The organism is Candidatus Hydrogenedentota bacterium (assembly GCA_013359265.1).
Taxonomy (GTDB): Bacteria; Hydrogenedentota; Hydrogenedentia; order Hydrogenedentales; family SLHB01; genus JABWCD01.
Map to the genome: position 1 here is coordinate 224,091 of JABWCD010000001.1, position 13,345 is coordinate 237,435.

10 protein-coding genes and 1 other RNA gene are annotated in these 13,345 nt (G+C 59.1%); 1 reads left to right on the forward strand and 10 read right to left on the reverse strand.

Features of this window, described 5'->3' with window-relative positions:
• Nucleotides 1–78: 78 nt before the first annotated feature.
• The 7 genes from HUU46_00895 to HUU46_00925 all read right to left on the reverse strand — a co-directional run bounded on the left by HUU46_00895 (nt 79) and on the right by HUU46_00925 (nt 8,995).
• Nucleotides 79–3,381, reverse strand: a complete 3,303-nt coding sequence (locus HUU46_00895) for an AMIN domain-containing protein (protein NUM52175.1) — start codon at nt 3,379–3,381, stop codon at nt 79–81.
• Nucleotides 3,382–3,396: 15 nt separating this feature from the next.
• Complete coding sequence (locus tag HUU46_00900; protein NUM52176.1) at nt 3,397–4,035, reverse strand: hypothetical protein; 639 nt, start codon at nt 4,033–4,035, stop codon at nt 3,397–3,399.
• Entirely contained in the window at nt 4,032–4,649 is a 618-nt protein-coding gene (gene pilO, locus HUU46_00905) for a type 4a pilus biogenesis protein PilO (protein NUM52177.1), read from the reverse strand. Before pilO ends, HUU46_00900 begins: the two co-directional genes overlap by 4 nt.
• Nucleotides 4,649–5,329: a hypothetical protein gene (locus HUU46_00910; protein NUM52178.1), complete on the reverse strand. Its 681-nt coding sequence runs from the start codon at nt 5,327–5,329 to the stop codon at nt 4,649–4,651. The genes pilO and HUU46_00910 overlap by 1 nt, the downstream gene beginning before the upstream one ends.
• Nucleotides 5,326–6,555: a type IV pilus assembly protein PilM gene (gene pilM, locus HUU46_00915; protein NUM52179.1), complete on the reverse strand. Its 1,230-nt coding sequence runs from the start codon at nt 6,553–6,555 to the stop codon at nt 5,326–5,328. Before pilM ends, HUU46_00910 begins: the two co-directional genes overlap by 4 nt.
• 422 nt (nt 6,556–6,977) lie before the next feature.
• Nucleotides 6,978–7,159, reverse strand: a non-coding RNA gene (gene ssrS, locus HUU46_00920) — 6S RNA.
• Nucleotides 7,160–7,507: 348 nt separating this feature from the next.
• Nucleotides 7,508–8,995, reverse strand: coding sequence for a hypothetical protein (locus tag HUU46_00925; protein NUM52180.1), 1,488 nt, complete (start codon nt 8,993–8,995; stop codon nt 7,508–7,510).
• A 169-nt stretch (nt 8,996–9,164) separates the two neighbouring features.
• On the opposite strand from HUU46_00925, the gene HUU46_00930 reads away from it, so the two are divergent.
• On the forward strand, nt 9,165–9,968 hold the full coding sequence (locus tag HUU46_00930; protein ID NUM52181.1) for a hypothetical protein: 804 nt from the start codon (nt 9,165–9,167) through the stop codon (nt 9,966–9,968).
• Between the two features lie 37 nt (nt 9,969–10,005).
• Here the strand turns inward: HUU46_00930 and HUU46_00935 are convergent, their stop codons facing one another.
• The 3 genes from HUU46_00935 to HUU46_00945 form a co-directional block, all read right to left on the reverse strand.
• Complete coding sequence (locus HUU46_00935; GenBank protein NUM52182.1) at nt 10,006–10,575, reverse strand: hypothetical protein; 570 nt, start codon at nt 10,573–10,575, stop codon at nt 10,006–10,008.
• 106 nt (nt 10,576–10,681) lie between these two features.
• Nucleotides 10,682–12,619: a glycosyltransferase family 39 protein gene (locus HUU46_00940; GenBank protein ID NUM52183.1), complete on the reverse strand. Its 1,938-nt coding sequence runs from the start codon at nt 12,617–12,619 to the stop codon at nt 10,682–10,684.
• A 3-nt stretch (nt 12,620–12,622) separates the two neighbouring features.
• On the reverse strand, nt 12,623–13,342 hold the full coding sequence (locus tag HUU46_00945; protein NUM52184.1) for a lipid-A-disaccharide synthase N-terminal domain-containing protein: 720 nt from the start codon (nt 13,340–13,342) through the stop codon (nt 12,623–12,625).
• Between the last annotated feature and the right edge of the window lie 3 nt (nt 13,343–13,345).

Below are 13,345 nucleotides of genomic sequence, written 5' to 3' on the forward strand. Positions count from 1 at the left end.
CCGCGTAGCGTAAATGCGGCGGGCGGCCACACTGTAACCAGTGCGGCCGCCCGCGTACCCCATTGCGCCCCTCAGCGGTTAGCGATTAGACCTGCGCCACTTCCACATCGGATCGCGCATGTCCTGCGGCCTTACAATATCGTGGAAGTTGGCCCTCTGGCCGTCCGGGACTTTCGGCGTCGCGTCGAGCTTGTCGAATTCCTCTTGTTGCGTGGCCGTCAACTCGGGCAATTCCTGGTCCATCACGTGGCACGTGAGGAAGATAAGCAATTCGGTATTCACTTTTTCCACGTTCGTGTTGCGGAACATGAAGTTTAGTACCGGAATGTCGCCGAGCACCGGTATCTTGCTGACGTTGAGGTTGTTGGACGTATTGCGCAGTCCGCCGATGAAAATCGTGCGCCCGTTCTGTGCGCGCAACGTCGTCTGCGCTTCGCGCTTGTCTTCGATGGGCACGCCAGTCTCCGTCAAGCCGCTTACGGAACTCTGCTTGGCCTGCAGCAGCACGATCGTGTCGTTCGTATGCGTGATGCGCGGCGTTACGTCGAGCGTCACACCGATAGGCTTGAATTCGGTCGACGCGACCGGCGGGCCCGTCAGTCCCTGAGTAATCTCCTGATACGGGAATTCCTGCACGATGCTGATAGTCGCCGGCTGGTTTTCTACGGTAACGATGCTCGGGCTCGCAAGAATCTGCGCGTTGCGGCTTTGCACTTCCGCCGCGATCGTCGCATTGAGCCGCACTTCGCTCGATAGTATTCCGAGCGATAGGACGCCGGCGTTGAGCGCTTCGGTGCCAACCGCGCCCAAGTTTCCGTCAAACGCCAACTGGGATACGTCGCTGACCAAATCGCCGTTCGAGCTGTGGCGCCGGATCGCCTCGATCGTCCAGTCCACGCCAGTCTGCGAAGCATCGCGCAGGACCGCGTCGACGATCATCGCTTCGATGGCAACTTGCTTCACCGGCTTATCGACGCTGGCCAGCAATTGCTTCATTCGATCAACCGCGGCGGGCACGTCCGTCACCACGACATGACGCCCTTCCGTATCGATTTCCACTTTGCCGATCTTCTCCGACATTAGCGTTTCCGCAATCGGCTTCGCGGATTTCGGGTCGAGGTAGTTCAGCTTGATCGCTTCGGTCACCGTGGGAAGCGTCGGTTCCTTGACATCGAGTTCGCGCGCAAGTTTCTCGAACACGGCCGCGCGCTCTTCTGGACCGGAAACGATAATGACATTTGTGTTCTTGTTGGCCGACACCGTAACCAGTTTCGCGTCGCGTCCCCCGATGAGAATGCCTTCGAGCGTCGTCTTCACGTCGTCGGCTTGCGCGTTCGTGAGCGGAATCATCTTCGTCGTGCGGCGCGCGGCAACCGCTTCTTCGTACGGCACGATTCGGAAGATACCCTCCTCCTCGACTATCCCGAGGCCATTCATGCGCAACACCATGTCCATGGCCTTGCGCAACGGCACGTTGCGGATGTCCGCGGTTACGGTCCCCGTCACCTCCGTACCGGCGATGACGTTCACTTGTCCCTTTTTTGCGAGCAGCGAAACCACGTTGCTCAGGTCCATCTCGCGGAAATCGATGTTCACGATCTGGTCGAGCGGATCGACGCCCGGCGGAAGTTCTTCCCGCTCCGCCGGCACCGCGGTCGCAATAATTTTGGGCGGTTCCGCGGGTACCTGCGGTTCTTCGACGGTGGCCGGCTCTTCGCTCGTCTTCTCGTCCACCGCGGTTGCGGTTTCCTCTGCCGGCGCAGGCTGCTCTTCGGACGGCGCACTCTCTTCGGAAGTCGCGGACTCTTCCGGCGCGCCTGCGTCGGACGCCGGCGTTTCCTCCGACGACGCAGGTTCCTCTGCGGCTTCAGGAGACGGTTCGGCCAGCGCGGCAACCACCGCTGCGTCGACCTCGCTTACCGCGCCATTCAATGCGGCCGACGCTGCATCCACGGTCTCAGGCGTTGGCGCGATATTCATCGCGACGAACTCTGTCGTGTGCATACCGGTAGCCGGATCGATCGCAGGTGACGCCGCGACGGACGCAATTGCGTCGGCAAGGCGCTTCATGTCCGTGTTCAAACTGTCCAGCTTTGCGAGCGCTGTTGCGCTGGACGTCAAATCCTGTGGGGTGTCGATGATGGCCGCGGGTTCCGCCTCCGGCTCGTCGTCCCGCAACGACGCCAAGTCGCGTTCAATCTTCTCGATCGTTGACTCTATCTGTTCGCCGGAGGGCGTTCCGGTATCGTTCGCAGGCGCGGAGGGAATGTCAGCGGCCGCACTCGCCTCCGGTGCAACCGGCGCCTCCACCACGGCATGCTCAACGGTAACGTTCGCCTGATTGTCCGCTACAGACGGTTCGAGGAGAGGCTGCGCCTCTGCCTTCGCAAGCTCGATGCTCGCCGATTCCTCCGCCTGCTCGTGTTCCTGCCTGACGCGCGCGACAAGGTCGTCATACCGCTTTGCGCGCGAATCCGCGGCATCAATTATGCCGGACTCGACCGCGGCGAGATCCGTCTCCGCCTGTTTGACAGCGGCCCGGATTTCGCTCTCGATTGACGCAAGCGTCGTCTCGGCCTTGTCCGATTCAATCGTACTGCTGTATAGCGATGCTTGGAGTTCGTCCAACCGTTCGCGCTGCGTATTCAACGGTTGCCGCGCCGATTCGAGTATCGCGCTCAAACGTTCACGCGCGGCGTCATCGGACGTTGCCGCGTCCGCAAGAAACGCCGTAATCTCGTCGCTGCTCGGGCCCTCGAGTGTCGCAGGCAATGCCGCGCGCTGTATCTTTTCAATGATGCTGAGCTGTTGCGCCTCGATCCGCTGCTGCGCCTGCGTCATGTCCGATGCGACTTGCATCGCCCTCTCGGACAACGATGCGTTCACCGCCGAAGAGCCGGACTTGCGAAGCCGCATGGTTACCCTGGTGTCGTCCTGCGCAAACTCCGGTTGCGCCGCGTCCTGCAAATCGATGACGATGCGCGACACAAATTCCGGATCGAGCGAATACAGGCTCGAACGAACGCGCACCAAAGGCGCCGCGCCGATCGGCGCGAGCTTTAGCCCCGACTGCAGATGAATCGTGTTGTGGAAGTCGATGACGATGCGCTTGCCGCCATCGAGCTTGAACCACTCGAATGCGGGACGCCCCTCGGTTTGAATAATCACTTCGGGCGCGCCCAAGGTCCCCGCCATGGCAACGTCCGATATCGCGGACGCGCGAGTCGACGATGCGACCAGCGCCGCAAAGTCCCCCGTCTTCCCCTGCTTTTCGAGCGCGGTGCGGACGGCGGTCTCCTTGCGTTGCGCGACTTCCTCGCCCAGAGCCAGCGTGGGCAAGGAGGCCAGTACGGCCAATACGGCCGCGGCCCGCGTTCTCATTATGCGTCCCATCTCCTACCGCTCCTCTAGCTGAAGGGAAACCTGCGTACCGTTCGCGTCCAGAATCACACGCTCCTGCTCGACGTCGATTACCTTGATGTTCATATCGGCAAACTCGAATCCCCGCGTGACGACTTCGCTCGTCAATTGGCCTTTCATTGGATACGACACCACGGCCATCGGGTCGCGCTTGTCGTACAGGATTCCGGTCACTCGGAATGTCCGAAGGACCGATTGCGAATCGCTGGCAAGTCCGGCCGTAACGCCCGGCGTCTCTCCGCTTGTTGCGCTGGCGCCGAGTGCGACGTGCGCCGACGGACCCACCAGGGGTGTCATCGGATTGACCTGCATGCGGTCCGTGTCGTAGTCGAACGCGACTTCCTGAATGCTGTCGATCAACTGGTCAACGTCAACCGCGGCTTTCTGGAACTGCGATTTCACTGCAGGAGTTGCAGCACCCGGGGCCGTGGCAGGTATGGGAGCACCCGTGGCTGAAGAATCGCCCGTCGGCTGCGCAGCGGCACTCTTTGCCATATTCTCGCGATAAATGCGTTGCTGTTCGGTCTCGCCGAAGATGGATCGATACAACACAAACACCAGCGCGAGCCCCAGCACGCCTAGAATAATCGCGTTGCGCTTTTGTTTCGGGTTCACGAGTTGCCTCCCGGCTGCGGCGTCGTGCTGGACGCCGTTTGCTGCGCGGGTGCGGCCTTCTGCGCGGGCGCGAGGAAACGGTACGTGCTGAGCGTAAACGTCGCCTTGGAGACGCCGTCCTTCTCTTCTTCCATTTTCAGATTCGAGACTTTCAGATAGCGCTCGAATCGCTCCAGCCGGTTGACGAAACTCGCGGTCTGGTGAAACGTGCCATACGTCGTGATGCTATAGGGGATCGTTTCCTTGCGCTCGTCGCGAATGGGGGCCTCGGGCTTTAGTGCGTGCGACAGGCCCACCTCATTCGCCATCGACTCGAACTGGCGCACTAACGTAGGAATCTCGCGCTGCGACGGGAGGCGTTTCTCGAAGTCGCTCACGAGATTCTGAATCTTCTCCGTCTCTTCGCGGAGCTTCGCGATATTCTTTTCCTTTTGCTGCGCTTCCTGAAGATCCCGCCGAATTGCCGCGATATCGGCTGTAAGCGCCTCGAGTTTGGCGTTCTGCTTCACACTGACGAAAAAGATGTAGAGCGCAAGAATTGCGGCAACCACCGCCAACACGGCGCCGACCGCCATCCAGTCCTTCGGAGTAACTTTACCCTTGAGCGCTTCCATTATGGGGCAGCCTCCCCTTCCGGCTGGATTTGAAATTCCAGCGTGAACTTCTTGACGGGGAACCCTTCAAATTCGGTATCGGAAAACGATGGCGGTTCCATCTGAAACATCTTGATAAACTCGGCATCGGTGCTGAGCGCATCGGTGAGCGGACTGACATCCGACCGGCCGTCTGCGCCCGCCACCACGTATCCAGTCAATCGCAGAATGGGTTTCGATACCGACTCCGACTTAAACTCGGGTTTCTTGGTTGCCTCATTTATCTTTTGCTTGCCGGTCTTCGGATCCATGACCGGCACCTGCATCGGATACGATTTCTTGTCTTCAATGATCTCGCTGTACCAGAAGTTCTCAGGCTTCAACCGGGAGAGGTTGTGCAGTTCACGCGACCACACGATTCGGTTCGACGCGATTTCCTGGATCGTGGCGATCTTGTCCGCAAGTTGCAGCTTCAGCTTCTCGAGTTCATTGGACTCTTCGACGATTTTCTTCTTTTCTTCGAGTTCTTGCTGGTAGGAGGTTAGCTGCGCCTGCTGACCCAATATCCGGGCGGATGTCGATATGAACGAAAAAGCGATGTATAGCACTGCGAGGACCGCCACGATACCCACCGCGATATAAGGAACCGGCGTGCGCTTGACGGGACGTAAATGGTGTGGAAGCAGGTTTATGTTGATCATAGGTCTGCCATCCCGCGCGCGGCCAAACCGACCGCAACCATGAATTGGGCAGGGTGCTCCAGCATGCGGCTCACGGTGTGGTCGGGGCCGAGCGTAAGCGCGCTGTGCGTCGGGTCCGCAAGTTCAACGGCCACGCCCAATTCTTCATGTAAGGTGTCTCGCAACAGTCCGAGATGCGCAACTCCTCCGCTCACTATTAGCCGTTCGACCGCATGTTCGTACAACTGTTGTTCGTAGTAGTCGAACGATCGGCGTATCTCGCTTACAAGCCGCACCAGCGGAGGCGCGAGAATATCTTCCATCGATTTCTCGCTCTGCGGCGCGGCTTGCACAGCGGGCTTCGGCGCCGGCGCCACCGGCCCGAGCGAATCGAGCGCGCCCAACTCGTCGTCAAGCGGATCCAGCAGGTTCGATGATGCGGCGCCCATCGCAGGTTCCGCGGGCGCGCCGGGAAGCTCGGGCGGCAGTGGCGGAGGCTCCGCCGCGGCGGCGGACCTCTGTTGCGCGTACTCGAGCAACATGCGCTCGGCCTCCGGTAGTTCGACGCGTTTGGCCTTGGCTACCGCCTGGATGAGTTCCTTTGCGCCCCAGTTCACGTCGCGTATGAAGTTGGACTTGCCGTCCTTCACAAAATGAATGCTTGTATTCGACGCGCCAAGATTGATCAGTGCGACCGACTCGCCCACACGCAGAAAGTCGCAGCCTTCCGCGGCGTCGGCCAACGCAAGCGAATCGACTCCCAGGACGCTGTAGCTCATCTCCGCTTCGCTCGCGATCTGCACGCGCGATTCGATCACTTCATACCGCGCGGCAACGAGCAAAACCTTGACAAGGTTCTTGCCGGCCTCGCTCACGCTCTCGAGGGGTGTCCAATCCAGAAAGACTTCGGACCGCTCGTATGGAATGTTCTGGCCCGCTTCCTTTTCGATCGCCTCCGACATTTGCGCGTCGGACGCCTCCGGCAGGCGCGGATATCGAATAACGACGGTCTGACCCGGAAGCGCCCCGACGATCACGCTCTGTGCCGCAGGCATCGAACGCATGGCCTCGCGCAATGCGGACGCCTGCGCGATCACCGGATCGGTGTTGAGCTGCGCGCGATCAATGACGGCATAGCCAACATTGTCCACGCGGTAGCCCCCGTGCCCCTTGGAAAGTTGGACGGTCTTCACCGAATGCGAGCCGATGTCAACACCAACGGCTTTGGTCGGCTTAGTGAACAGCAACGGTTCTAAACCTCCCCGCGCGCCGGGACGATGCCGGTTCGCGCTCTGGCCGTACCACGAAAAAGTTGGCGACGGCTTAGTGCCAAAATCACACTACTCTTCCAGTAGTCGTATCGAGAGTAGCAAAAATCGAATAATCTGTCAAGTTTTTACTTCTAAACAATTGACGCAAAATCCACCCGATTTCTGTGTTCTGGCAAAATGTTTGTCGTTTCTAAGCTACAATTTTTCGATAATTACGCTTATTATAATAAATTCAACTTATTCACGTAGGCAATCGATTACGACACAAGCGAAACCTCCATGGCGCTCCACTGGCATCCAATTGTTTGCATTGTCGCATTGTTATGTCATTATGTCAAGAGTTTACATAGGGCCAAAAAACTGTGGGCGAAACGGTACTCCCGTCTCGCCCACGAAAAAGTTTCCCCGCACATTGCCGGTGGCAGCGAAACAATTTGAACCAACCCATTAGGTGGGTGCCCTCACGGTAGCGGCCGGTTCGCACTGAACGCGCATACCGTTAGCTACAACAAATGTTGGGCCCCCGGTTCAAATATTAGGCTCAATGTTTCGCACGCCGTATCGTACACGGCAGGGAAAACCAATAGTCCCACGCCGATTCTAACAGAGGTATGGGAGACCGTCAAGATAGAATTATGTGAAAAACATGATTTAGTCGCAGCTCTTGAGAGCCGAAATGCATCGTTGACAAGTGCGACGAATCAATTGCCGGTCGGCCAGTCAATGTGGCAAGAATTCGCCACCAAACGTCCTGGAAGCCCAACCACCCCGAATCGCATAAGGCGTTGCCACTATGTAAGTTAATTGCGAATCCACTTTCCCGGAGGGCGCTGGCACGCACGTTGCTCTCCGAAAATTCGTCTCGCTTAGAAGACGGAAAGCACGGTCCCAGCAGGACCCCCGGATCCCCAGCCGGGGGTCTTTGCTTTTACATCCCCTGGGCTTTGTAAGCGAGTCCCATCAAGTACACGTGGAATGGAAACCCACTGAGAAAGGACATTGCCACAAAGAACAACACCAGGTGGACCACCGCCAAAACGTAGTACAACATGACCTCAATCCGCTCAAGTTGGTACGCAGCCCGCATCACGGCAAAAGCAAAGAATGGCGAAACGATTCCGACGAGAAGCATCACCAACACGTTTGTAACCATGTCGTCCTCGGGCATCCGGCCCAGTATCAGCAATGTGAACAGGACGGGAAGGAACGTTGCGACTATGTACAGAATTGGAAGCATGACTAGCGCAATAACTGGGAGTTTCGGCAGTTCGAACTCGGTTTCTGCCTGCGCGAGAAAGCCTTGGTCGGCCATGCTTGTGTAGAACTCGTGCGAGTCGATAAGGCCTTCCTGCCGGTAATACTGCTCCTCGAATGCGTAGTCCGTCAGGATGGTTGTCGGAAGACGGGTCAGTTCATACATATCCCGGATGCCAGGTTCCTTTTCGACGTCGATCTTCGCGCAAATCCACTCTTTCGCCAGGTAGCGGATCGTGGGGTCGCTCCACACGTAGGAATCCATCGAATCCATATCGGACGACGGAGTAGCACTCGAATAAAAAACGAGGAGAATGTCCCGGCCTTCCTCGTCGGCCGCGCCCGAGGCAGCCTCGATTGAATCGAGCCAGGTGATTTCCGGGCCGTCGAAGTGGGGCGCGGCTGGCTGAGTCTGAGCGTCCGTCGAGGACGCCGCCTGCTCCTGTTGTGCGGCTGGCGGCGCCTGCTGCGCGACGGGCTGGGTTTGTCCGCCGCGCCGAATGAGTGGCAGCGCGATAAGCCCTACGAGCACGACCGCGGCAATTCCGGCGCCGATATAGATGCCCTTCTTGGATCGCGGCGGCTTCATGATCGGCGGAGGACCCGAAGCGGCGGGTTTCGCGGCAAACAGGTCGTCCAATGCGGCCATGTCGATAACCGGCGAACCATCGCTCAAATCAATGGCTTCCGGGCCGGCCCCCAAACTTTCCGGGCCGGGTATGACCCCCTGCGCGGCGCTATGTGGGTCGAAGACCGGGCTGAATTCGATATTCTTACCCTTCAACCGATCCTCGACGGGCGGGGGATTCGAGTCGAGAGTAAACACGTTGGCGGGAGGGACCGCGGGGCTACCCGTGGTTTTTGGCTCGGTTTTCTCTTTTTCCTTTTGGAGTTGGGCCTTGCGCAGATCGCCAATTTTTCCCATCAGCTTTTCGCCGCGGGGATCGCCGAATTCGACCTTGAGTTGGCGGCACAAATCGAGCGCCTCGTCGTACCGGCCCACCCGGGCCAAACACATGGCTCGGGGATAGATTACGTTCTTGGTGTCGGGAAACTGCTTGTCCAGTTCATCCAGAACGGTCAGCGCTTCCGGGAACCGTTTGTCCCGGAATAGCTGGTCGGCTTGCTTGAACTTCTCGCGCGCGTCCGTCTTCTTACCCATGCACACACCCGATCACGTTGTCCCCCTGCCCGACAACGGCGGCACTCCACAGCCCGGCACAAGCCTACGAAACCGGCGCTCCAAGCGCAACTCCGAGCGCCGCGTTTGCGACAAAAGCGTACCGTTCTGGTAGTATCTGCAATAGTAGTCCGCAGTCGAGGTATTCGCCATGTGTCGCCGGGTTTGCGTTCTCGTGTTCCTCGTTTCCGCATGCGCTGGCGCGCAAGTGGTTGTCGACCTGCTACCCGATATGGTGGTGGATACGGCGTTTCTCGAAGATCACGAGATTCGTACCGATATCAAACCGAACAAGACCCACCTGATCTTCTCGAACGCCATGGCGAACGTTGGCGATGGGCCGCTGTACGTTTTCGGCGTGAATCCCAAGGATAAGGGTGCGGACGACGAGACGCAGAAAGTCAAGCAACGGATATTCCGGTCGGACGGAAGCCATTACAACCGCGTTGCGGGGCATTTTGTGTATCACTCGCAGCACAATCACACGCACTTCGAAGACTGGGCAATTTACCGGTTGCGCGAGATTCTGCCGAACGATGGTGTCGGCGATATTATCGCGACGAGCAAGAAGACGAGCTTCTGTCTGCTTGACAGCTTCGAGTACGACCTGTCGCTGCCCAACGCGCCGGACAACCCCGAATTCATCTCGTGCAGTACCGACGTGCAAGGCATCTCGGTCGGCTACGAAGACTTGTACGACAAGAGCATTCCCGGCCAGTGGATCGATATTACGAACGTACCGAATGGCGACTACTGGCTGGAATCCGAGGTCGATCCCGAGAACAACGTCCTGGAAAAGGACGACGCGAACAACGTCGGGCGAATCAAAGTAACCGTCGACAAGGACACACCACCCGATCCGGACCCGGACCCGGGCCCCAATCCAAGCGGATTGCTCGCGGCGATTCTCGCCCTGCTCCAGTCTCTGCTGGATTTTCTACGCGGGGGCACGTAACAAGCCCGGGATCGGCGCAATACACTTACCGCCTCGCTCAACGCTCGCCGCCATTCGGGATATCTATTCTGGGGCGTTTCCGGCTTGGCTCATCGGAGCGCCGGAACAGCGCGTACAGTCCCCACTGCAACACGCCGATGAGCCCCATGACAATCGCGGTCAGCACGAAGATTGACCCGCCGAAGACGAGCCATAAGCGTGTCTTTTGCACTGCGAGGATAATGACGAACGTCACCGCGATCACGGCGATCAATCCCGATAGGCGATCAAAACCGGGAACATCGTCAAAAGAAACGTTCTTGCGAATCAGCATAAGCGTGACGACCATCGAGACGGGCGGAAAGATGTAGAGGAGCACGTTCTGATCCAACAGGTTCTCGTTGGTAAAGAACAACATGTAGCCTACGACTACGGCGACGAACACACCTGGAAGGCATGCCCAATAGACGAGCAAGGCATAGACGTACCGCCACGGTGCACGCGCGCCCTCTCCAAGCCCGTGTACGAAACGCAACGCAATCGCAACGACAGGTGGCGCCACAAAGGCCGCCGCGATGGCCCACGACGGTAGAGCTGCAACCCAGTTGATGAATTCGCGTGTGGTCACTCGTCCCTCCGTCGCGCTGGAACGTCACGGTTATGGAAAGATAGTAGTCTGGCCGATCGAATCCGTCAACGGCGAAATACCGGCGCGGGTGGGGCGCCAGCGGACGCTACTGCGTGCCATTCAGCGCGATGCCGGCGCCGGCGGCGTTCGCAAAGAGCGCGACGCGTTCGCTTCCGACGGGCGCGCGCGCTACCAAAGTCAGGCTTCGCAACTCGGGCGCGAAGGGGAGCAGCCAACGCCAGTCGGATTCCTGGACAATTAGAAATGTTGGGCCGGAATTGGCGGTTGACTGCGCGAACTCTTGCACCGACCTTCCAACAGATGTCTTGAATTCGTCGACCAGCGGTGATTTCGCCTTTGCGAAGGAGAATACGCTCTCCGACTTCGCGCGCAAGGCTTCGACCTCCGCGTCTGTGATGTTTGCCCAGTCCGCGATTTCAACGGGACCTGTTGACTTGCGCAGCGCGCTGCCGAGCGCGCGCAGTTGCCCGATGAACTCGGCCGGGTCCATGTCCGGCGGGGCGTGAATCGGCCATTCGTCAACGAGGTAGGGAATATGCTTATGCTTTGCGTAGAAGATGTACTCCTCGCGGGAGAACGCAACTGAGTACAGGTTGTACGTGGTCCCGCGCTCCGACAATTGGCGCAACGGCGCGCAGAATCCGCTCGCGCCTTTCAATGTATTTACCTCGGGCAAGACTAGCGTTGCGGCGATGACAGCGAGACCTGCGAAGTGGCCGGCCATGGCGAAGTGCATCGCGCCGGCTTGGCGCCGCGCCGTCACAACAATTGCGTGAACCGCAAATATGAGGGCTGCGCCGGTCACGACTGCCGCGGCGCGGACCATGTCGTAGTTCACGGTCAGTTCGTATTTTTCCAACGTGCCGGCGAAACTGAGGTCGAAATCAATCGTGTCGGCAATCCACGCGAAGTATCCCAAGGGAAACGCCAGTACACCCAACGCCAACAACGGTATCGCCCAGACTCCACCAACCGACCGGCGCACCCACGTGCGTTGGGTGTCATCGGAAAGCGCGACTACCGAGTACGCAATTAGAATTGCGCACGCAGGGAAAATGGGAAGCAGGTATACGGCGCGCTTTCCCGAACTGATCGAAAAGAAAACGATTGCAGGAATGATCCAGCAGAATAGCAGCCGCATCGCGTCGTTCTCGCGGCGGCGCGTCCACGCAAACCAAACCGTCCACGGCAGGAATAAAGTCCACGGGAACAGGTTAAGGGGCAGGTTTTCAAGGTAATACCAGGGCGGGCGCGGCTTGCTTACGCCCAACAGGAAACGTCCTATGGTTTGCCGATAGAGATTCTCTGCAAGACCGAGTGAGTGTCCGGGCGTTGCGCTCGAAGACGGCGCGGCGCTCACGTACGCAGGGACGAGCCACACGGCGAGCACGGCGGCGATGGCGAGCAGTCCCCAGCCGAGCCGTAGTGCGCGGCGCTCGTCGCTACGCTTCCAATAGAATGCGATTGCGAGCAACAGGGGGAAGACGACGCCGGGCGGCCCCTTCGCGAAGACGGCCGCGCCCGTGGCAACGTAGAAGGCGACAAGCCAGCGGCCGGATTTCGTTTCGTGGTGCATCCAGAAGGCGTAGAGCGCCGCGGCAAGGCACGCCGTCAGCAGCATGTCCGTGCGGGCCGATCGCGCTTCCCACCAAAACAGCACGGATGTGATCAGAACGAGCCCCGCGCAAAGCCCGACGCGGTAGCCGTACATGCGCGAGGCCAATTGGAACGTGAAGTAGACCGCGGCCATTGCCGCAAGTAACGACGGGACGCGCGCGGTCGTTTCGGTCACGTCGCCGAACGGCAACGACACGAGCGCGATGATCCAAAACAAAAGCGGTGGCTTCTCTTTGTATGGTTGGCCGTTGACTGTCAGAGCAATTGGGTTGCCGGATTGCATCATTTCGCGGGCGACCTGGCCGAAGCGGGGTTCGTCCGGTGGCCAGAGATCATAACCGCCGATGTTCGCACTGAACACGATAAACGCCGCGGCGAGTACCGCGATGAGGGGCATGCGCTGCATGAACTAGGCGGCCCCGGCCGTGTGCGCGGCGTCGGACGGGTTCCGATGAATGAACCAGATATTGCGGAGGTAGACAGGTACATTGAGGATCGGTCCGACGGCGAGGAGCCATTCGCCCTGCGCCGCGAACGCGGCGGTGAGCAGCACGGCCGCAACGAGGCTCATGTGCCAGAAGACATCGGGAACGACGCTTTTGCGCCGCAGTTCGGTCGCGATCCACTGAATGATGAATCGTCCCGCAAACAGGCCCTGCCCCACGACGCCCACGGCGATCCACAGCCACATGGCCACGGCTTCGTGTTGCTGCTTCGTTTTGCTCACGCCTATCTTGTGCCACCATATCCACACGACGACCGCCACGGCTGCAATTGCGATCGCGGCAACCACGGACTGAAACGCGATGCTGCGGGCGCGGGACAGCTTTCCCTTGTCGCGCCAGATGTGCACGAGATTGCGCGAATAGATGACTGTGTTGAGGCTGTAACTCAGCCCGCCGTTGGCGGAACGCATGTGGATCGAATAGAGCAGGAGCAAGATCGCGCCGATGCTGCTCAGATACCAGAACGAGGTTGGCACAACGCTGCGCTTGCGTTTTTCCGATGCATACCATTGCACGTAGAATCGGCTGTTGAAGACCAGCGTGCCGACTGTGCCGATGCAAAACCAGAGCGCGAGTACGGGATCGGAAAGTGTCGCGCGCAGTTCCTGAATCCACTCCCCCACGCG

Coding starts and splice junctions, on each gene's coding strand:
- HUU46_00895 (NUM52175.1), bottom strand. CDS start 3,381: ATGAGAACGCGGGCCGCGGCCGTATTGGCCGTACTGGCCTCCTTGCCC.
- HUU46_00930 (NUM52181.1), top strand. CDS start 9,165: ATGTGTCGCCGGGTTTGCGTTCTCGTGTTCCTCGTTTCCGCATGCGCT.
- HUU46_00910 (NUM52178.1), bottom strand. CDS start 5,329: ATGATCAACATAAACCTGCTTCCACACCATTTACGTCCCGTCAAGCGC.
- HUU46_00940 (NUM52183.1), bottom strand. CDS start 12,619: ATGCAGCGCATGCCCCTCATCGCGGTACTCGCCGCGGCGTTTATCGTG.
- HUU46_00925 (NUM52180.1), bottom strand. CDS start 8,995: ATGGGTAAGAAGACGGACGCGCGCGAGAAGTTCAAGCAAGCCGACCAG.
- pilO (NUM52177.1), bottom strand. CDS start 4,649: ATGGAAGCGCTCAAGGGTAAAGTTACTCCGAAGGACTGGATGGCGGTC.